This window comes from Kutzneria chonburiensis (assembly GCF_028622115.1).
In the GTDB taxonomy this organism is placed as follows: domain Bacteria; phylum Actinomycetota; class Actinomycetes; order Mycobacteriales; family Pseudonocardiaceae; genus Kutzneria; species Kutzneria chonburiensis.
The window spans coordinates 10,104,331-10,124,342 of record NZ_CP097263.1; the positions used below are offsets into that span (position 1 = coordinate 10,104,331).

Annotated in this window: 18 protein-coding genes; 7 read left to right on the forward strand and 11 right to left on the reverse strand. The window is 68.6% G+C overall.

The annotated features are described in order from the left end of the window. The first annotated feature begins 22 nt into the window (after window positions 1-22). A complete protein-coding gene (locus M3Q35_RS46960; RefSeq protein WP_273939116.1) occupies window positions 23-649 on the forward strand; it encodes a response regulator transcription factor in 627 nt (208 codons plus the stop codon). A 274-nt stretch (window positions 650-923) separates the two neighbouring features. Here the strand turns inward: M3Q35_RS46960 and M3Q35_RS46965 are convergent, their stop codons facing one another. Together M3Q35_RS46965 and M3Q35_RS46970 are read right to left on the reverse strand one after the other, a co-directional pair. Then, entirely contained in the window at window positions 924-2,411 is a 1,488-nt protein-coding gene (locus M3Q35_RS46965) for an alpha/beta hydrolase (protein WP_273939117.1), read from the reverse strand. A 111-nt stretch (window positions 2,412-2,522) separates the two neighbouring features. Continuing rightward, the gene (locus tag M3Q35_RS46970; protein ID WP_273939118.1) at window positions 2,523-4,973 is read right to left on the reverse strand and encodes a GcvT family protein; all 2,451 of its coding nucleotides are present in this window, start codon (window positions 4,971-4,973) and stop codon (window positions 2,523-2,525) included. 51 nt (window positions 4,974-5,024) lie between these two features. Here M3Q35_RS46970 and M3Q35_RS46975 point away from each other — a divergent pair, with 51 nt between their 5' ends. From M3Q35_RS46975 to M3Q35_RS46985, 3 genes are all read left to right on the forward strand, one after another. Continuing rightward, complete coding sequence (locus M3Q35_RS46975; RefSeq protein WP_273939119.1) at window positions 5,025-5,984, forward strand: choline/ethanolamine kinase family protein; 960 nt, start codon at window positions 5,025-5,027, stop codon at window positions 5,982-5,984. A 2-nt stretch (window positions 5,985-5,986) separates the two neighbouring features. Further along, window positions 5,987-7,504 carry an amino acid permease gene (locus tag M3Q35_RS46980; protein WP_273939120.1) on the forward strand — a complete coding sequence of 506 codons (1,518 nt, stop codon included), beginning with the start codon at window positions 5,987-5,989 and terminating at the stop codon, window positions 7,502-7,504. 102 nt (window positions 7,505-7,606) lie between these two features. Continuing rightward, window positions 7,607-8,029: an RDD family protein gene (locus M3Q35_RS46985; RefSeq protein ID WP_273939121.1), complete on the forward strand. Its 423-nt coding sequence runs from the start codon at window positions 7,607-7,609 to the stop codon at window positions 8,027-8,029. Here M3Q35_RS46985 and M3Q35_RS46990 read toward each other — a convergent pair. Continuing rightward, entirely contained in the window at window positions 7,998-8,591 is a 594-nt protein-coding gene (locus tag M3Q35_RS46990; RefSeq protein ID WP_273939122.1) for a TetR/AcrR family transcriptional regulator, read from the reverse strand. The two genes, M3Q35_RS46985 and M3Q35_RS46990, sit on opposite strands and share 32 nt — an antisense overlap. A 59-nt stretch (window positions 8,592-8,650) precedes the next feature. Between M3Q35_RS46990 and M3Q35_RS46995 the strand changes: the two genes are divergently transcribed. After that, window positions 8,651-9,616 (forward strand): hypothetical protein, encoded by a 966-nt coding sequence (locus M3Q35_RS46995; RefSeq protein ID WP_273939123.1) that lies wholly within the window; start codon window positions 8,651-8,653, stop codon window positions 9,614-9,616. Here M3Q35_RS46995 and M3Q35_RS47000 read toward each other — a convergent pair. Together M3Q35_RS47000 and M3Q35_RS47005 are read right to left on the reverse strand one after the other, a co-directional pair. Next, window positions 9,607-10,206 (reverse strand): MFS transporter, encoded by a 600-nt coding sequence (locus M3Q35_RS47000; RefSeq protein WP_337960651.1) that lies wholly within the window; start codon window positions 10,204-10,206, stop codon window positions 9,607-9,609. The genes M3Q35_RS46995 and M3Q35_RS47000 overlap by 10 nt on opposite strands. Continuing rightward, on the reverse strand, window positions 10,164-10,784 hold the full coding sequence (locus M3Q35_RS47005) for an MFS transporter (protein ID WP_273939124.1): 621 nt from the start codon (window positions 10,782-10,784) through the stop codon (window positions 10,164-10,166). The genes M3Q35_RS47000 and M3Q35_RS47005 overlap by 43 nt, the downstream gene beginning before the upstream one ends. Window positions 10,785-10,922: 138 nt before the next feature. Between M3Q35_RS47005 and M3Q35_RS47010 the strand changes: the two genes are divergently transcribed. Further along, the gene (locus M3Q35_RS47010; RefSeq protein WP_273939126.1) at window positions 10,923-12,248 is read left to right on the forward strand and encodes a glycoside hydrolase family 27 protein; all 1,326 of its coding nucleotides are present in this window, start codon (window positions 10,923-10,925) and stop codon (window positions 12,246-12,248) included. 336 nt (window positions 12,249-12,584) lie between these two features. On the opposite strand, the gene M3Q35_RS47015 is transcribed toward M3Q35_RS47010, so the two are convergent. Both M3Q35_RS47015 and M3Q35_RS47020 read right to left on the reverse strand, forming a co-directional pair. Then, entirely contained in the window at window positions 12,585-13,937 is a 1,353-nt protein-coding gene (locus M3Q35_RS47015; RefSeq protein ID WP_273939128.1) for a ricin-type beta-trefoil lectin domain protein, read from the reverse strand. 269 nt (window positions 13,938-14,206) lie between these two features. Further along, entirely contained in the window at window positions 14,207-16,045 is a 1,839-nt protein-coding gene (locus tag M3Q35_RS47020) for a ricin-type beta-trefoil lectin domain protein (protein WP_273939129.1), read from the reverse strand. Between the two features lie 357 nt (window positions 16,046-16,402). On the opposite strand from M3Q35_RS47020, the gene M3Q35_RS47025 reads away from it, so the two are divergent. Then, window positions 16,403-16,606: a cold-shock protein gene (locus tag M3Q35_RS47025; RefSeq protein WP_273939130.1), complete on the forward strand. Its 204-nt coding sequence runs from the start codon at window positions 16,403-16,405 to the stop codon at window positions 16,604-16,606. 145 nt (window positions 16,607-16,751) lie between these two features. Here M3Q35_RS47025 and M3Q35_RS47030 read toward each other — a convergent pair whose 3' ends face one another. From M3Q35_RS47030 to pcaH, 4 genes are all read right to left on the reverse strand, one after another. Then, complete coding sequence (locus M3Q35_RS47030; protein WP_273939131.1) at window positions 16,752-17,582, reverse strand: IclR family transcriptional regulator domain-containing protein; 831 nt, start codon at window positions 17,580-17,582, stop codon at window positions 16,752-16,754. After that, entirely contained in the window at window positions 17,579-18,697 is a 1,119-nt protein-coding gene (gene pcaDC, locus M3Q35_RS47040; protein WP_379793746.1) for a bifunctional 3-oxoadipate enol-lactonase/4-carboxymuconolactone decarboxylase PcaDC, read from the reverse strand. The genes M3Q35_RS47030 and pcaDC overlap by 4 nt, the downstream gene beginning before the upstream one ends. After that, the gene (pcaG, locus tag M3Q35_RS47045) at window positions 18,669-19,223 is read right to left on the reverse strand and encodes a protocatechuate 3,4-dioxygenase subunit alpha (RefSeq protein WP_273939132.1); all 555 of its coding nucleotides are present in this window, start codon (window positions 19,221-19,223) and stop codon (window positions 18,669-18,671) included. The genes pcaDC and pcaG overlap by 29 nt, the downstream gene beginning before the upstream one ends. A 73-nt stretch (window positions 19,224-19,296) precedes the next feature. Then, window positions 19,297-20,010, reverse strand: a complete 714-nt coding sequence (pcaH, locus tag M3Q35_RS47050) for a protocatechuate 3,4-dioxygenase subunit beta (RefSeq protein ID WP_273939133.1) — start codon at window positions 20,008-20,010, stop codon at window positions 19,297-19,299. Window positions 20,011-20,012 lie beyond the last annotated feature (2 nt).

The following is a 20,012-nucleotide window of genomic DNA, read 5'->3' on the forward strand; positions in this document are numbered from 1 at the left end:
GTGGGCATACCATCATTTGCCCATGACGGCTTTGGACACCCCGATCGTCCGTGTCGTGGTCGCCGATGACCGCGTCCCGGTCAGATCCGGCCTGGACACCGCCCTCGGGCACTTACCCGGCGTCGCCGTGGTCGGCACGGCGACGCACCATGCCCAGGTGCCTCCGCTACTGGACCGGCACCGACCGGAAGTGCTGCTACTGGGGCTGTCCCTGCCCGGCGGCGACGCGGTCGAGCTGACCCGTGCGGTCCGCGCCGAGCACCCGGCGACCGCGGTCATCGTGATCGCGGTGCTGCCCGCGACCAACGAGCAGGTGCTGCCGGCGTTGCAGGCCGGCGCGGCCGGCTGGCTGCCGCCGACGGCCGACCGCGACACCGTGATCCGCGCGCTGCGGGCCGTGGTGGCCGGCGGCGGCCCGGCGCCGCGCCGCCCGATCGGGCGAGATCATCGCGGCGAGCTGACCGCCCGCGAGGCCGATGTGCTGCGGCTGGTCGCCGCGGGCTTGACCAACGCCGAGATCGCGCGCAGGCTCAGTGTCAGCGAGGCGACCGTGAAGACGCACCTCAACCACGCCTACACCAAGGTCGGCCTGCAGAACCGGGCCGAGGCCGTCGAGTACGCGAAGCGGCACGGACTGGGCCCCGGGTGACGGCGTGGGTCAACATACCCACGCCCCATGGTCAATTCCGGTCCTGTCGGCCTTCGCCCGCCGCCCGCGATACTTCCATGGCGTGAACGGGGGATTTCCACGGGGGGATGACCCAGGGGAGGGGAATCCTGTGCAGGTACCGAAGTTCGGCATAGTCGCATGACGCGGAGGGGCTCCCGGGCGACCGGGAGCCCCTCGCTCGTTGCCGGAGTGGGTCAGCTTCCTCTCACCGGCTCAGTCCGACGCCGCGCGGGTCGAAATCCCTTGACACCGTTCAGAAACCGACCGCGGGCAGCGGGGAGCGCTGACCGGCGAAGCCGGTGGTGGCGGGCGGCACGGCCGGGCAGTGGGTGCCCTTGGCCGGCAGCTTGCCGGAGATCAGGTACTGGTCGGTCGCGGCGACGACGCACGGGCTCTTGAAGTACTGGCCGTGGCCCCAGCCGTCATAGGTCAGCAGTGTGGAGTTGCGAATCTGGCTGGCCGCGCCGACGGACCACGCGTACGGCGTGGCCGGATCGTGCTTGCCACCGATGATCAGCAGCGGCGGCGTGCCGTGAACCTGGTACGGGTGCTGGGGATTGGCCACCTTGTCGACGCCGAGACAGCCGGTCATCGCGCCCCAGCCGATGCCGGACAGGCGCAGCGTCGGCGCGACAGCGTTGCTGATGCGCCGCTGGAGGGCGACGGAGGCGGCGTTGGGCAGGTCGAACTTCCAGTCGGCGCAGAAGGCGAACGGGAAGTACACATACGCCGTGGTGTCGGCCTTGGGGCCGAACGCGGTGGTGCTGTCGGCCAACGCCTTGAGGTCCTGGGCCAGGTACTTCCAGTCCGGTCCGTACAGGTAGCCGACCGGCAGGCCGGACAGCTCGTCGGCGGTCATCGGCTTCTGGGTGTTGGGATCGATCAGCTTGCCGGCCTGCGCCTTGGCGTAGAGCTGGTTGAACAGCAGGTTGACGTCCTGCCCGTGCAGGGCGCAGGTGGCGTCGCGGTCACACCACTTCACGAACTCCTGGAAGGCGTCCTCGTCGGTCTGCGCCTCGGTGACGGTGAAGCCGGTGGTGCGCTGGCTGTGGTCCATGTTGCTGTCCAGGGCCAACGCGCGCACGTGGTCGGGGAACATCTCGGCGTACTGCTGGCCCATCAGCGTGCCGTACGAGACGCCGTAGTAGGTCAGCTTCTTCTCGCCCAGCGCGGCCCGGATCGCGTCGATGTCCTTGACCACGCTGATGTCGTCAACGTGGTCGATCAACGGCCCGCTGAGCTTGCGGCAGTCGTCCATGAGCGTCTTGCGGTACGCGACCGCGGCGGCGTAGCCCTTGGGCGTGTCCGGCGGGTCGGTCGGCGCCTGCTGGAGCACGGACAGGTCGCACTTGATGGCATCGTGCGGGTTCACGCCGCGCGGGTCGAAACCGATGATGTCGAAGCGGCTCATCAGCTCCGGCGAGAACATGGTCGGGTTGTAGATCAGCGACAGCACGCCGGAGCCGCCGGGACCGCCCGGGTCGAACACCAGCGAGCCGATGCGCTTGCTCGGGTCGGTCGCCTTGCGGCGGGCCAGGGCCAGCGAGAACGTGCCGTCCTTGGGGTTGTCCCAGTTGATCGGCAGGACCAGCGTGCCGCAGTCGACGGTGGCGTCCTGTTCGCACGGCGCCCAGGTGATCGTCCGGGCCGGCTGCTCCGGCGCCGCGGTCGCGGGCACGGCGGTGGCGGCCAGGGCGAGCGCCACCGCCGGCAGCGCGAGCGCTGCTCGTAACTTGTTCACTTGTGAATCCCCTCAGTAGTGCTGGCAACACCCACTGATACCAGGGGAACCGAAGCAGTCAAGGGATTCGGGGGTTACCCCCACGAACCCCTTGACGGTTAACGGCTTTCGCTAGGCCTTGACGCGGTCGCCCTTCGGGTCGAACAGCGGATCCCTTGTCACCACACCGTTCACCCATTCGCCGAACAACTCCACCGAAAGGGCGGCGCCGATCGGCGTTGTCGCCGGCAGGTAGGCGAAGGCGATGGGCTTGTCGACGGTGTAGCCGAATCCGCCGGTGGTGACCCGGCCGACGATCTCGTCGCCGATGCGCACCGGCTCGCCGCCCAGCGGCACCGCGTGCTGCTCGTCCAGCGTCAGGCAGCGCAGCCGGCGGGTGATGCCGCGCTCCTTGGCCTGGAGCAACGCATCCCGTCCCAGGAACGGCTTGTCCTTCTTGACGGCGAAGCCCAGCCCGGCCTCGTAAGGGTTGTGGTCCGGCGTGAGGTCGGAACCCCAGAGCCGGTAACCCTTCTCCAGCCGCATGCTGTCGATCGCCTTGTACCCGCCGGCGATCAGCCCGAAGTCCTGGCCGTACTCCCACAGCGTCGCCCACAGCCCGGCGCCGTACTCGGCCGAGGCGTACAGCTCCCAGCCCAGCTCGCCGACGAAGGTCACCCGCTGCGCCACCAGCGGCACGTCGCCGACCGTGATCTGCTGCGCCGTCATGTACGGGAACGACTCGTTGTCCAGGCCGGCCGGCGTCAGCTGGGCCAGGATCTCGCGGGAATTCGGTCCCCACAAAGCGAAACACGTGTACTGGCCGGTGACGTCGGCGATGCGCACCGAGCCGTCCCGCGGTGCGTGCTGGCGCAGCCAGGCCAGGTCACGCGAGCCGTAGGCCGTGCCGGTGACGATCCGGAAGAGGTCCTCTTCCAGTCGGGCCACGGTGAAGTCGCACTCGATGCCGCCGCGGGTGTTCAGCGCCTGGGTGTAGGTGACGCTGCCGACCTCGCGGTCGACATCGTTGGCGCACAACCAACTCAGCAGCTCGGCCGCGCCCGGCCCGGACACCTCGATCTTGGCGAACGAGGTCTCGTCGAACAGCCCGGCGGCCGCGCGGGTGCCGCGGTGCTCGGCCACGATCGCCGGCGACCAGCCCATGCCGGCCCAGCCGCGCGGCTGCATGAAGTCGTCGCCGGCGTACATGTTGTTCTGGTAGTAGTCGACCCGCTCCCAGCCCGACTTCTCGCTGAAATGGGCCTGCTGCTGGGCGTGCCAGGCGTAGGCCGGCGACATCCGCAGCGGCCGGCCGGCCGAGCGCTGCCGGTGCGGGAACGGGATGTCGTAGTACGTCTCGTAGTTCTCGGTGACCCGGGCCAGCGTGTACGAGGGCGACCGGTACTGCCGGCCGAACCGGCGAATGTCCATATGGGACACATCCAGCTGGGCCTCGCCGGCCACGATCCACTCGGCCATCACCTTGCCGATGCCGCCGGCCCCGGCGATGCCGTGCGCACAGAAACCCGCGGCCACGAAGAAGCCGGCGACCTCGGTCTCGCCGAGGCAGAACTCGTTGTCCGGGGTGAACGCCTCCGGCCCGTTGATCAGCTTGCGGATGCCCAGATCGGCCATCACCGGCACGCGCATCGCCGCGTTCTCGCTGATCTCGGCGAACCGCTCCCAGTCGGCGGCCAGCAGCTTTCCGTTGAAGTCACTCGGAATCCGGTCCAGCCCGGTCTTGTCCAGCGACCAGGCCCGCGAGTCACGCTCGTAACCGCCCATCAGCAGCCCGTCGACCTCCTCGCGCCAGTACACGAGGTTGTCCGGGTCGCGCAGCGTCGGCAGGTGCGTGCCGTCCCGCTCGCGCACCGGCTCGGTGACCACGTACTGGTGCGACATCGGGATGATCGGGATCCGCACGCCGGCCAGCCGGCCGATCTCGGCCGCGTACATGCCGCCGCAGTTGACGACGATCTCCGCCTCGACATCGCCCTTGTCGGTGCGGACCCTGCTCACCCGGCCGCGTTCGACGTCGATGCCGGTGACGCGGGTGTGCTGGTGGATCCGCACGCCGCCGGCGCGGGCCCCGGCGGCCAGCGAGTAGGCCAGCTGCGAGGGGTCCACATAGCCGTCGGTCGGCAGGTAGGAGCCGCCGAGCACGCCCTTGGTGTCCATCAGCGGGAACAGTTCCCTGGCCTGCTCGGCGCTGATCTCCTCCAGCGGCACGCCGAACGCCCGGGCCCAGCCGATCTGCCGGCGCACCTCGGCCATCCGGTCCGGCGTGCAGGCCAGCCGGATGCCGCCGCACTGCACCCAGCCGGGCGGATGTTCACCGGCCTGCAACTCGGCGTACAGCTGGGCGGAGTGCTGGTTCATCCTGGTCAGCGTCGGATCGGCGCGCAGCTGGCCGACCAGCCCGGCCGAGTGGAAGGTCGAGCCGCTGGTCAGCTCGTCGCGGTCGAGCACGATCACGTCGCGTTCGCCCAGCTGGGCGAGGTGGTACGCGACACTGGCGCCGCCCACCCCGCCACCGATGATGACGATCCTTGCCCGGTCGGGGAGTGCCCTGTCAGCTGCCACGACCCTCTTGTTACCGCATCGGGTTGACGCTGGCCAGCCGCGGACCGACACTTGCTGATCACGTTCGTCCGAGGACGGGAGGCGCGGCCGGTGGTGCTGGACGAGATCGTCTCCCAGGTGCCCGAGTTCGCCGGGCCGGTCGAGCTGACCGTGATCAAGGGCGGGCTCAGCCACCGGGTCGTGCGGGTCGACGCCGGCGGGGGACGGTTCGTGCTGCGGGTGCTCGACCTGGCCGTCACCGAGGCGGGCCTCGGCGTGACCATGGAGCAGGAGATCGCCAACACCGTGCAGGCCGCCGAGACCGGCGCCGGGCCCCGGGTGCTGCGGGTGCTGCCCGACGCGCACGCCCTGGTGCTGGAGTACGTGGACGGCCGGACGCTGTCGGCCGCGGACGTGCCGTCGCATCTGGACGGGATCGCCGACGCCTGCCGGCGGCTGCACTCCGGACGCCCGTTCGGCAACAGCTTCGACATATTCGAGAAACTGGCCGAGTTCCTCACGCTGTGCGAGCGGCACGGGCTGGGGCTGCCCGACGGCTACGCCGAGCAGTTGCCGTTGGTGGCCCGGATCCGCGAGGCGCTGGCCGCGCGGCCGCTGCCGGCCGTGCCGTGCCACAACGACCTGCTGGCCGAGAACTTCATCGCCGACGGCGACCGGGTGCGTATCGTCGACTACCAGCTGTCCGGGCAGAACGACCCGTGCTTCGAGCTGGGCGACATCGCCGCCGAGGCGCTGCTGGACGTGACCGGCGTGACCCGGCTGGCCCTTGCCTACTTCGGTTCGGACCTGAATGATCGGCTTCTCGCCAGGACCCGGTTGTACCTGACGATGTCCAATGTGACCTGGACCCTGTGGTTCACGGTCCACAGTGGACTGCTCGGTGGCAGAGCTGATGTCTCGGCTGCCGCCGACTTCGACTACGCGGCCGAGGCGGCCGCGAAGTGGGGGCGGGCGCTGAGCGATCTCGGCGATCCCGGGTTGGGAGAGTTGCTGGACACCGTGCGGAGGTAGCCGTGAGCGAGCAGGTCGACGACCACATCGACGATGACGCGACAACACTGGCAAGACTGGGCTACCGGCAGGAGTTGCGCCGGACGTGGAGCGGCTTCTCCAACTTCGCCATCTCCTTCTCCATCATCTCCATCCTGTCCGGCTGCTTCACCACGTTCGGGCAGGCGTGGAACAACGGTGGGCCGGTGGCGATCAGCTGGGGCTGGCCGGTCATCTCGGCGTTCATCCTGATCATCGGGCTGTGCATGTCCGAGCTGGTGTCGGCCTTCCCCACGGCCGGCGGGATCTACTGGTGGGCCTCGAAACTGGGCAAGCCGGTGCACGGCTGGTTCACCGGCTGGCTCAACCTGGTCGGGCTGGTCGCCGTGACCGCCTCGGTCGACTACGGCTGCGCCACCTTCATCTCGTTCTTCCTGTCCCTTGTGGACTCCGGCTGGGAGGGCACGCTCACCCAGATCTTCCTGATCTTCGTGGTCGTGCTGGTGCTGCACGCGCTGATCAACATCTTCGGCAGCCACCTGGTCGCCATGCTGAACAACGTGTCCGTGTACTGGCACGTCGTCGGTGTCGTCGCCGTGGTGGCCATCCTGGCCTTCGCGCCGGTGCACCACCAGAGCTTCGCGTTCGTGTTCACCGAGCGGATCAACAACTCCGGCTTCGCCGACGGCACCTACTGGTTCTACGTGCTGCCACTGGGTTTCCTGCTCACCCAGTACACCATCACCGGCTTCGACGCGTGCGCGCACATCTCCGAGGAGACCAAGGGCGCCGCCCGCACGGCCGCCCGTGGCATCTGGCAGTCCATTCTGTACTCGGCCATCGGCGGCTGGGTCCTGCTGCTGGCCTTCCTGTTCGCCGCCACCAACGTCGACGAGATCAACAAGCAGGCCGGTTTCGTCGGCTCGATCATCACGACGGCGCTGAACTCCAACCTGGCCATCGTGGTCATCGGCATCTCGGCCATCGGGCAATTCTTCTGCGGCATGAGCTGCGTGACCAGCACCTCGCGGATGAGCTACGCCTTCAGCCGTGACGGTGCCGTGCCCGGGCACCGACTGTGGTCGAAGCTGAACGCCAACCGCGTGCCGGTGAACGCCGTGATCGGCTCCTGCGTGGCCGGCTTGGTGCTGACGCTCCCCGCCCTGTACAAGAGCTCCGCCGGCGTGCCCACCGCTTTCTACGCCGTCGTCTCGGTGGCGGTGATCGGCCTCTACCTGGCCTTCCTCATCCCCATCGCCCTGCGCCTGCGAGCCGGCGACTCCTTCGTGCCCGGCCCGTGGACCCTGGGCCGCAACTACAAGTGGATGTGCTGGACCGCCATCATCGAGATCGTCATCATCTCGGTCTACTTCATCCTGCCCACCGTCCCCGCCGGCGTCCCCGGCGCCGCCGACTTCAGCTGGACCGCCGTCAACTACGCCCCGCTGGCCGTCGGCGGCCTGGTGCTGCTCATCGCCATCTGGTGGTTCGCCTCGGCCCGCAAGTGGTTCACCGGCCCCAAACACACCATCGAGATCTAGCCCGTTCGGTCGGAGGGTCCCGGGCAACCATCCGGGGCCCTCCGACGTTGTCGGTGCATGGGAGTCCCGGAAATCAGCCGACCGCCAGCCACGCCGGAGTTCGTGCCTGATCGCCGTGTCGGGCGGCAGCCGGATGTCGAGGACGCGTCGTACGGCCTGATCGTCGTCCAGCGGTGGAACGTGCGCGAGCCGCGGGAGCGCACGGCGCGCTGGCGGATCGCGGTGGCCGTCGACATCCTGCTGCACTCGTTCGTGACGTTCATCGTGTTCGGCAGCTACCTGGTCGGCCACCCGGATCCGCCGTTGTGGGGGGTGCTCCTGGCGCTGCCGGGCAGCTACCTGGCGGTGTCCTTCGTGCACCGGGTGTTTTTGCAGTGGTGGTGGCGGGCCACGCTCGGCAAGCTGCTGCTGGGCGTGGTCCTGGTGCGCAGCGACACCCGCGAGCGGCCGCCGCTGCGGCGCCTGGCCGGGGTTTGGCTGCTCTCCTTGGTGCTCACGTTCGCTCAGCTGTTGGACGGGCTGTGAGCGGCAGGTAGACCCGGTCGACTATCTCCACCAGCACGTCGTCGCCGACGGGGCGCAGGCCGTGGGACGCGTATTCGTTGCGTAGCAACGTGACGGCGACCGTGGCGACGCGCGGGTGGAGGGACTCGGGTGCGGCCTGGCCGCGGTCGACCGCCCGCTGCAAGATCGTCAGCCACATCGACGCGCCGCCGTCGCCGACCAATTCCAGCAGTTGGGGGAGCAGGTCCGGATCCTCGGCGGTGGCGGCCAGCAGGCCGCGGATGACGTCGGCCTTGGGCGTGCCGACGTCGGCGTTCATCTGCCGCAGCACGGTGAGCACGTCGGTGCGCAGGTCGCCGGTGTCGGGCGGGCCGAGCCGGGTCTCCACGAGCAGCTTGTACGCGGCGACGCCGAGCGCGGCGCGGTTGGGCCAGCGGCGGTAGATGGCGTTCTTGTTGGTGCCGGCGCGCTGCGCCACCCGGTCCATCGTCAGGCCCGCGTAGCCGGACTCGGTCAGCTCGTCCGCCGCGGCGCGCAGGATCGCCTGCTCCAGCACCGCCCCGCGCCGCCTCACCTGCGCCATGGTCCGGACCGTACCTTAATCGGTTGATAGGGTACTGCTTGTACCCTACGGTTCGGCTCATGCGAGCCAAGGGCATCACCTATGACACCGGTTTCCTGGCCGGCGGCACCAGCACCCACGAGCCCTTCGATGAGGACGCCGTCCGGCGTGATCTGCTGACGATCCGCGACGACCTGCACTGCACCGCCGTGCGGCTGACCGGCGGGGATGTCTCGCGGCTGGACATGGCAGCCACCTATGCCGCGTCTTTGGGCCTCGAAGTGTGGTTTTCGCCGTTCACCAACGACCGCACCCAGGACCAGCTGCTGGCCGTGTTGGCCGATTGCGCCGACCGGGCCGAGCGCTTACGGCTTGCCGGCGCGGAAGTCGTGCTGCTCACCGGGGCGGAGCTGAGCATGTTCACCGTCGGTTTCCTGCCCGGCGACACCTTGGAGGAACGCCTGGCCGTGCTGGCCGACCCAGCCGAGCTTCGCGCCGCGATCCCCGCGATTCCTCTGCGGCTCAACACATTCCTGGCCCGGGCCGTGACACTCGTACGGTCGCGGTTCGGAGGGCCCGTCAGCTACGCCGCCATCCCGTCCTTCGAGGGCGTCGACTGGACCCCGTTCGACTTCATCTCCGTCGACCTCTACCGCTCCGCCCAGGTCGCCGACATCTTCCCCGACGCCGTGAAGTCCCTTGTGGCACAAGGCAAGCCCGTCGCCATCACCGAGTTCGGCTCGGCCACCTTCCTCGGCGCCCCTGACCGCGGCGCCCATGCCAGCTCGATCGTCGTGCGCGAGGGCGTCGTCGCCGTCGGCCTCGACGGCCCGTACTCCCGTGACGAGGACGGCCAGGCCGCCCACATCGTCGAGCTGCTGGACCTGTTCGACGATGCCGGCGTCGACACCACGTTCGTCCACACCTTCGCCAACTTCCACCTGCCGGGCCACCTGGACCACGCAAGTTACGGCGTGGTGAAAGTGATCGACAACGGGTGGACACCCAAGGCCGCCTTCGCGGCACTGGCCCGCCGCTATCGGTAGCTCGGAACGTCGGCGGTGCGGGGGATCAGGAACGGAATGCTGGTGACGCACAGGATTCCGGCCACCACGATCGCCGTGCGGAGGCTGGTGACGGTGGCGAGCGCGCCACCGGCGGCGATGAAGAACGGCTGGGTGAGGCGGCCGCCGACAGACCAACCAGCGAGGACACGGGACATCATGTCCTCGCGGGTGATGGCCATGCGATGTGCGGCGAAGGCCGGGTTGAACACGCCGGCGCACAGCAGTAGGCCGAAGGACACTGTGCTCAACAGGACGAGGCCGCCGAAACCTTGTCCGGCGAGCGGAATCGTCAGCAGCCAAGGGGTTCTGGCGATGCCGGCGCCGATGAGCACCCGGCGGATGCCGAACCGGCGGACCAGTCGCGGCGAGAGTCTGGCCCCGAGCACGCCACCCAGGCACGGCAGGCCGACCACCAGGCCGTACTGCCATGGCGTGAAATGGAGGACGTTCAGCATCAGCACGGTCTCCAGCGGTACTACCATGAGTATCGCCGAGCCGAACAGCAAAGCGTTGGCGAACAACAACCTCAGCGCCCGATCGCCCAGCAGGTAGCGCCAGCCGGCGACGATCTCCTTGCCGCTCTTGGCCGTTCGGGCTGGTGGTGGCGCTTCCGGCTGCCACGCGAGTCACGCTCTCGGGCTGGAGAGTTCCGTCCTCGGGCCTGCCCACCCAACGTGACCACGCTGGAAGTGGCCCGAGGGCGGAACTCGCCGAGGTGCCCGAGAGCGTGACTCGCGGGGGTCGCCGCCCGGTTTTCCGTTGGTACCAACGACCTCAGGTGCGCGCCGCTGGCCGCTTGGAACGTCACCAGGGCCGCCGTCTGGATCACGCTTACCGCGTACAGCTGCGCCATCGTCACCACGTGCAGCGCCGTCGTCACCGCCACGCTCGTCAGCGCCGCGAACCTGACGATGTCCGCCGCCACCATCACCGGCCGCTTCCGTCGGAACTCCACCGCCGCCCCCGACGGCACCGCGATCAGTGCCCCGGCCAGCGCCGACACCGCCGCCAGCAGCGACACCTCCGCCGGCGATGCGTGCAATATCAACACCGCCACCAGCGGCAGCGCCCCATACCCGATCGCACTACCCGCGTCGCTCGTCGCTGACGCCCACCACAGCCGCCGAAACCCCGCCCCCAGATCCACCCGCCCGACCCTAGCGGTGGGCAGATGGGGCGATGTTGAAGTCGTCAAGCGTCCGCCGCGATAGTTGACGCCGGAAATAAACCCCGGTTACCGTGAGTTTGCCCTGATCAGCGTGGATCGGGAGAAAAGAGACTGCCCATGTCCAGTCGTCTCACCGCGGTTGCCGCGGCGGTCGTCGCCGTTGCTGTTCTGCTGCCGGGCGCGAGTCCGGCGTACGCCAAGACCGGCTTCGCGGCGCCGGCCATGGGCTGGAGCAGCTGGAGCGTGGAGGCCTCGACGCGGGCCACGTACGGGACCAGCTGGCTGACCGAATCCCATGTCGAGGGGGCCGCGGACGCGGTGGCGTCCAAGCTGAAGTCGGCCGGCTACCGGTACATCAACATCGACTCCGGCTGGAACGCCGACCTGTCGTTCAACGGGCACACCGACGGCAACGGCATTCCGGACCCCGACCCGACCCGCTTCCCCGACGGCATCGCCGGCGTGGCCAACTACGTGCACAACGAGGGGCTGCTGCTCGGGCTGTACACGACCGTGGGGCTGGACAAGGGCGTCTACGACAAGAACGCGCCGATCGTCGGGACCGGTTGCCACACCCAGGACATCGCCCAGCAGCCGCTCACCGCCACCAACGGCTGGGGCAGCTCGTGGAAGATCAATTACGGCAACTCGTGCGCCCGGGCCTACCTCAACTCCGTGGCGAGCAAGTTCGCCTCGTGGGGCGTCGACCTGATCAAGGTGGACGGCATCACGGCCGACAACGTCGCCGATGTGCAGGCGTGGTCGCGGGCCATCGACCAGACCGGGCGCAGCATCTGGCTCACCGCCAGCGCGTGGCCCGTGCCGCAGTCCATCGAGTCGCAATTGTCCAGCTACGCCAACGATGTTCGGATCGACACCGACGTCGAGTGCTACTGCGCCACGTTGTCCACGTGGACCAGTTCCGTCAGCGCTCGCTGGAACGACCTGCCCAACTGGCTCGGCGGTCTCGGTTCGGGCTACTTCCCCGACCTGGACTCCATGCCCATTTCCAACAACTCCGGCAGCGCCATCCAGGACGGCATCAGCAGCACCGAGCGCCAGAGCGTGATGACCTTCTGGTCCATGGCCTCCGCGCCGCTCTACGTGGGCGGCGACGTCTACTTCCTCGACAGCGGAGCCGTTTCCATTCTCACCAACCCCGAAGTTGTTGCCGTCGACCAATCCGCCCGGTTCCCCACCCGAATCACCGGCGGCACCTTGCAGAAGTGGCGCAAGCAGCTGCCCGACGGCAGTTGGGCCGTCGCCGTCTACAACCTCGGGTCCTCCAGCGCCAACATCACCGTCAACTGGAGCGACCTCGGCATCAGCGGCAGCCACCCGGTTCGCGACCTGGTGTCCCGGACGGATCTCGGTTCCTTCAGCGGAAGCTGGACCGCCACCGCCATTCCCGCCCACGGCTCCAAGCTGATCAAGGTGGGGTAGTGGGTGCGAGGCGGCCCGGGAGGCGTTGACCACGCGGCGCGGGCGCACAACTGGCCACGCGGGGCGACGGATCCGGGATGGCTGCGGCGGAAATGAGCAGCCCCCGACTTCCATTCTACTCGGTGAAGCTGGGAAACGGGTTCGACGCGATCTTGAGGGACGCTGCCGACCGGTGTTCTCATGTTGATCTGGTTGGATTGATTCGGGGGTGCTCCGCGCGGCCGGCTGAGGTGAAGGGCGCTGCCGGACGGAAAGCGTTGTCCAGCAAAGGAAAAGGGGCCTGCCCTGGCGTTGGCAGGCCCCTCGTCTCAGGGGTGTCGACCCGACAGCGTCACCTCAGTTGAGGGTCCACTGCTGGTTGGCCCCACCGGCGCAGGTCCAGATCTGCAGCGGGGTGCCGTCGGCCGAACTCTGGTTGGTGGCGTCGAGGCACTTGCCGGAGCCGGTGTTCACGAGCTCCTTCTGCGCGTTGAGGGTCCACTGCTGCGCGCCGGTGCCGTTGCAGTCGTACAGCTGGACCTTGGCGCCGTTGGCGGTGCTGGCTCCGGACACGTCGAGGCACTTGCCCAGCGCCTGGAAGGAGTTGCCCGAGTGGTTCCAGGTCTGCGCGGCGGTGCCGTTGCAGGTGTAGATCTGGACCTGGGTGCCATTCGCCGAGTTGGCGCCGGCGACGTCGACGCACTTGCCGCCGATGCCGGTGATGGTGCCGCCGGTGGGCGGCGGCGGGGGCGGGGTGGTGCCGCCGGTGATCTTCTGGAAGATCCGGGAGTACGCGTAGCCGGTGGCCCGGTCGTAGTCCTGCAACTCCCAGAACGACAGCTCCTGCACGCCGTTCTGGGCGGCGAAGGTCTCCAAGGTCTGCGCATCGGTCTGGCTGAACTGCGCGCCGTCGTCGTTGCGGCCGGCGATGGGGGTCAAGCCCATCTTGTTGTACGCCGCGGCGGTGGAGATGCCGTAAAGGCTGGAGATCTGGTTGGCGGCGTTGCGCGCGGCCGACAAGGCGTCGTTGATGACGGGCTGGCCGTCGTAGAAGTCCATCACCATCAGGTTGATGACGGAGATCTTGACGCCCTTGGCCTTGGCGTCGTTGAGCACGGTGAACTGGTCGCTCTCGAGGCCGTCGGTGCCGACCGCGAGCGTGTAGTCGACCTGCACGGCCGGGTTCTGCGCCTGCAAGGCGGCCAGTGCCTGGTTGCGGCGGGAGATCGAAGCGGTGTCCTTGATGACACTGCCCTCGATGTCGAAGTCGAGCCGGGGAGTGCCGTACTGGTTGACCACGTTGGCGTACGCGGCGGTGAGGCTCGAGACGTTGGTGCACGTCTGGGCCAGCTCGCCGCCCTCAGCCCCGCCGAAGGACGGGATCACGTTGCCGCCGGCGTTCTGCAACGCGGTGATCTGCGACTTGAACGAGCCGACGCCGGTGCCGTTGGCCTCCCACACGGGCGTGCAGCCGGACTGCGGAGTGAGGAACGCCAGCGTGTAGAACTTGTCGCCGGTCGAGTTCATGTCCGACGCCATCTGGCCGGCGTCGGCATCGGTGATCTGTAGATAAGGCGCCGAGTAGTGGGCCGGGAAAGCGCCGCCCGCGGCCGGGGCCGCCGTCGCGGCGGGCTGGACAACCAGCATGGCCGCGGTTGCCGCCACCGGCAGCGCGGCCGCCAACACCGCTCTTGTCGTGGTGATGCGCATGGTCGATCTCCTACGGGTATCGCACGGCCGGAATCGTGCAGGCAGGGGTGAAGATCCGGCATTTCACGAAATCGACCCTCCGCAGCGGCGGGGAGCGGTCTGGACCAATTTCGTGAGGTATTCATACCCTCCGAACGGGCACCGATCAATAGTGCATTCGGAGGTAAAACCGCAGCTCAGGGCCGGTTTTGGGAATGCTGGAACCGGCCCGGCCCGTCGCGGGCGGAACGCGCGACGGGTCGGGCCGGAGAATTCGGACGATCAGGGCGTCAGTTCAACGTCCATTGCTGGTTGGCCCCGCCGGCGCAGGTCCAGATCTGCAATGGAGTGCCGTCGGCCGAACTCTGGTTGGTGGCGTCGAGGCATTTGCCGGACCCGGTGTTCACGAGTTCGTGCTGTCCGTTCTGGGTCCATTGCTGAGCCCCGGACCCATTGCAGTCGTACAACTGGACCTTGGCCCCGTTGGTCGTGCTGGCGCCGGAGACGTCGAGGCACTTGCCGAGGGCCTGGAAGGTGTTGCCGGAGTGGTTCCAGGTCTGCGCGGCGGTGCCGTTGCAGGTGTAGATCTGGACCTGGGTGCCGTTGGCGGAGTTGGCGCCGGCGACGTCGACGCACTTGCCGCCGATGCCGGTGATGGTGCCACCGGTCGGCGGCGGGGTGGTGCCGCCGCCCTGCGTCCCGGTCCAGGTGAAGGTGGCGCTGGTGGCCGCCGGCACCGAGTACGTGAAGGACTCGTTGCCCCAGTTGACCCGCACGCTCTGCGCGCTGCCACTCGGGTTGTAGGCCACCAAAGCCTTGGAGCCGTCCGGGTTGATCCACGCGACGTTGCGCACGGCGCCGTCGTTGGAGGCGATGCGGGTCGCACCCGGCTTGACGAACTTGGTCAGCTGGCCCATGTCGTAGTACTCGATGTTGTAGTCGACCTGGCCGCGCCGGCTGTCGTTCTGGTGCACCGTGATCAGGCCGGTGCAGGTGTTGCAGCCGCCGTTGTTCGGGCCCTGCGTCTCGTTGACCGCGAGGCTCCACTTCACCACGCTACGGTCCCAGTTGCGGGTGTAGTCGATGATGTTGTTCATGTCCTCGTTCTGCTGATTGCCGATCCAGTTGCCGCCGGAGTGCTCGGTCTCGTACATGTTCATCGACGGGTACTGGTTGTGCACCGTGCTCTGCTCGGCCACGTTGCCGCCGTAACCGTGCCAGGCCACGCCGCCGAAGTTGGCGTCGTTGCGGATCGACGCGTCGTTGACCGTCTGCGCGGCGTAGTTGTCGTAGGTGTCCCAGTTCCAGTCCAGGGCGAGCACCTTGGTCGACAGTCCGGCGTTGTGCAGCGCCGGCAGCAGGTTGCTCTTGGCGAACGTGGCCAGCCCGGAGGCGTTCCAGTTCATGCCGGGGTAGTTGCCGCCGACGGTCGGCTCGTTCTGCTCGCTGACGTAGTCGACCGGGATGCCCTGGGCCGCGTAGCCCTGGATGTACTTGACGAAGTAGTTGGCGTAGGCCTGGTAGTACTGCGCCTGGAGCCAGCCCTGGATGTAGGAGTTGTTGTCCTTCATCCACGGCGGCGCGGTCCACGGCGAGCCCATCACCTTGAGCTGCGGGTTGAGCTGCTTGGCCTGCTTGGTCAACGGGATGACGTCGACCATGTCGTGCGACAGGGTGAAGTTGTTCAGGTTCGGGTCGGCCCCGCCGTCGTCGTAGGTGTAGCTGTAGCGGGCCAGGTCGGACGCGCCCATGGGGTTGCGCAGGAAGTCCAGCCCGATGCCGTTGACCGGATCGAACAGCTTCTGCATGGTGGCGGTGCGGGTGGCCGCGGACAGCGCGCCGCTGGAGTTCATCAGGTACGCGGCGGTGTCGGTGAACGACGCGCCCGCGCCCTCGAACTGCTGGTACCGGGTGTTCTCGTCGACCGTGATGGTCTGCTGGCCGGTCCCGGTGCCGGCGGTGAAGTTGATCGGCGTCTGCTGTTGCAGGCCACGGGTGACGTTGCGGCCGGCGGAGTCATTGGTGGAGGTCAGCCAGATGTTCACGGACTCGTTGGCCGCGTTCGCGGCCGGGGCCGCCAGCATTCCGGCCACGAGCAACAAGGGCACGACGAGCAGCGTTGGTCGCACGGCAGCAGCACCTCGGTTCGACAGGTTCGCAGGGGTCCGTCGGTGTGTGAGGCTCGATGGCGGTGCGCGCGTCACACCTTATTTCGGGTCATGATTTAAGTAGCGAACTCTTGATGCGTCAAGGGCCAGAAGTGCCAGCGCTCACACCTGTCCGGGTGGCGGGCTTCCACCTCGCGTACTCGGTGTGGTTGACTGTGCGCGGTCGCATTCTGTGTTCGTGTCATATCCACGCTCGCGGAAGAAGTCGCGGGCGGTGGTCCTCCTCGCAGGGAACCGGGTGAAGTCCCCCGTCCGCGATCAGACCCGTAGCGTCGTGGTTGCGGCGACACGTAGTACCTGTTTGAGGAGATAGATCAAGTGGCTGAGGGCACCGTCAAGTGGTTCAACTCGGAGAAGGGCTTCGGCTTCATCGCCCCTTCCGATGGTGGCGCTGACGTTTTCGTGCACTACTCGGAGATCCAGGGCAACGGCTTCCGTACCCTGGAGGAGAACCAGAAGGTCTCGTTCGAGGTCGGGCAGGGTCAGAAGGGCCCGCAGGCCATGGGCGTGCGCGCGATCTGAGATCGGCTGACCGTGATCGGCTGACTGAGTTCGGCTGAGCGAGGCCCGTCACCCTGGGTGGCGGGCCTTTCGTTTCGTTTCGGTTGTTTCATAACCGGGCGCGTCATTGTGCGACAAATGGACGCGCCCGTTCGACCGAATCCCTTCAACGCCTGCTACCGCGCAGATCGTGTTCGATCGCCGCGGCGGCCGTGCGCAGATGCGGCAGCAGTTCGTCGCGGATGCTTTCCGAACTGCCCCGACTGGCGTGGGCCGACACGTTCACCGCGGCCACCACCTTGCCGTCCGGGTCGTGGATGGGCACCGCGATCGACCGCAGCCCCTCCTCCAGCTCCTGGTCGACCAGGGCCCAGCCGTGCTCGCGGGCCTGCTCGAGCAGCACACGCAGCAGACGCCGCTCCACCGTGGTGTACCGGGTCAGCGCCCGCAGGTCGGCCCGCTCGAAGTAGTTGTCCAACCACTCGTCGGACTGTGCGGCCAACAGAACCCGGCCCATCGAGGTGGCATAGGCCGGGAACCGGGTGCCGACCGCGATGGTCACGGTCATGATCCGCTTCGTCGGCACGCGGGCCACGTACACCACGTCCTCGCCGTCCAGCACCGACACCGAACTGGACTCGTGCACCTGCGACACCAGGGTTTCCAGGTGCGGCTGGGCCACCTCGGGCAACCCCATGCTGGACAGGTAGGCGTAGCCCAGCTCCAGGATCCGCGGCCGCAGCGCGAACAGACGGCCGTCGGTGCGCATGTAGCCCAGCTCGACCAGGGTGTGCAGGAACCGGCGGGCGGCGGCCCGGGTGAGGCCGGTGGCTCGGGCCACGTCGCTCAACGTCAGCTCGGCGTGCTCGGCGTCGAAGGCACGGATCACCGCCAGACCCCGCTCAAGGGACTGGACGAAGGCGGTGCCGCGCGCCACCTCGGTGACCTCGACGGCCACGGGCGGCGCCTGGACGTCGGGCGCGGGTATCTCGTTCATGGTGTGTCCAGCGTAGACAGCACCCGGTCGGCGATCCGGAAGGCCCGGTTGGCCGTCGGCACGCCGGCGTACACCGCGACCTGGAGCAGCACCTCCTTGATCTCCTCGACGGTCATCCCGTTGCGCAGCGCGGCCCGCACGTGCATGGCCAGCTCGTCCTCGTGCTGCAATGTGGCCAGCATGGCCAGGGTGATCGCGCTGCGGGTGCGGCGATCCAGGCCGGGACGGGTCCAGACGTCGCCCCACGCGTAGCGGCTGATGAAGTCCTGGAAGTCGGCGGTGAACGGCGTGGTGGCGGCCTGCGCGCGGTCCACGTGTGCGTCGCCGAGGACCTGGCGGCGCACCGAGGTGAAGTGCTCCACCAGCAACGAAGTCACCGCATCGGGTGATTCCAGCGGCGCGATGTGTGCGCCCGGCACCACCTTCAGCCGTGCGCCGGGGACGGCGTCGGCGATGGCCTGGCTGTGCTCAACCGGCGTGGCCCGGTCCTCGTCGCCGGCCAGCACCAGCGTCGGGGCGGTAATGGACGGCAGCTGGGCGCGCAGGTCCAGCGTGGCCAGTGCCTCGCAGCACTCCGCGTAGCCCTCGTCGTCGACCGACGACATCATGTCCACCAGCCATGCACGGTCGGTGTAGTCGGCGGTCACCCAGCGATCGGTCACCTGCGGGGCAATCGACCCCGTTCCGTTGGCCCGTACGGCTTCCGCCCGCTGTCGCCACGCGTCCGGCGTGCCGAAGTACGCCGTCGTGCAGCACACCGCCAGCCGGTCGACACGGTCGGGGGCGTTGGCGGCCAACCACAAGCCGACCATGCCGCCCAGCGACAGCCCGAGATAGTGGGCCCGTTCGACGCCGGCCTCGTCCAGCAGTCGCAGCACCCGCTCGCCGAGCCCGTCGACCGTGTCCAGCCCCGGCTCCGCCGCTGCGTCACCGTGCCCGGGATGGTCGATCAGCAGCAGGCGCAGGGACTTGCCCAGCGCGGGCAGCTGCTCACGCCACATCCGTGCGTCAGTGCCGAGCGAGTTGCCCACGACCAGCACCGGCCCCTCGGGCGCGCCGGCCCAGCGGTAGTCCGTCACGCGTCCCTCACAGCTCGAAGAAGACGGTTTCCCCATCGCCCTGCAACCGGAGGTCGAACCGCAGCTCGTCGCCGTCCGGCCGGGCGATCAGAGTGTGCCGCAGCTCGGCCGGCACGGCTTGCAGGACCGGGTCGGCGGCGTTGGCCTGCTCCTCGTCCGGCCAGTAGATGCGGGTCACCAGCCGTTGCAGCAGGCCGCGGGCCAGTACGGTGACGTCGATGTGCGGGGCCTCGGTGCCACCGTCCGGGGTGGGCAGCGGGCCGGGTTTGACCGTGCGCAGCCAGAACTCGCCCTGCGCGGACGTGGCCGACCGGCCGAAGCCGCGGAAGCCCTCGTCCACCGCGCCGCGCGGGTCGTCGGGGTGGTCGAAGCGGCCGGTGGCGCTGGCCTGCCAGGTCTCGATCATGGCGTCGGGCACCGGATCGCCGGCCCCGTCGTAGACCGTGCCGCGGATGACCACCGCGCCGGGCGTGCCCTCGGCCACCACCTCGGGACCGTCGGGCCAGGGCAGTCCGTCGGGCAGCGCGAAGAACGGGCCGACCGTCTGCGAGGGTGTGGTCACAGGCCCACCTCGCTGGCGCTCGGCGGGTCTGCGACCCAGGTCGCTGTGCTGAATGGTGCCCTCGCAAGCTCGGTCACTGATCGTCCTCCTCGTCCTCGAACACGCTGGCGTCGCTGCCGCGCAGCACGATGTCGAACTTGTACGACAGGGCCCACTCCGGCTGCGTGGTCTCCAGGTCGAAGCGGGAGATCATGCGCTGCCGGGCCTTCTCGTCCCGCACCGAGTTGTAGATCGGGTCGAACGGGAACAGCGGATCGCCCGGGAAGTACATCTGGGTGATCAGCCGCTGGGTGAAGGCCCGGCCGAACAGCGAGAAGTGGATGTGGGCCGGCCGCCAGGCGTTGTCGTGGTTGCGCCACGGATAGGCCCCGGGCTTGATCGTCACGAACCGGTAGTTGCCCTGCGCGTCGGTGACGGTGCGCCCGACGCCGCTGAAGTTGGGGTCCAGCGGGGCGTCGTGGCGGTCCCGGTCGTGCGCGTACCGGCCGGCCGAATTGGCCTGCCACACCTCGACCAACGTGTTGGGCAGCGGCCGGTTGTTGGCGTCCAGCACCTGCCCGCTGACGATGATCCGCTCGCCCAGCGGGGCCGCGAGGTGCTGGCGGGTCAGGTCGTGGTCGAGTTCGCCGACCCGGTCCGGGCCCAGCAGCGGGCCGGTGACCTCGGTCAGGTGCTGCGGGATCAGCTGCAACGGTCGGTGCGGGGCGCGCAGCACGCTGGACCGGTAGGGCTCGCTGGAGTTGGGCGGGTGCGACTCGCCGTCCGGCGTGTAGTGCGGAAGTTTCACCG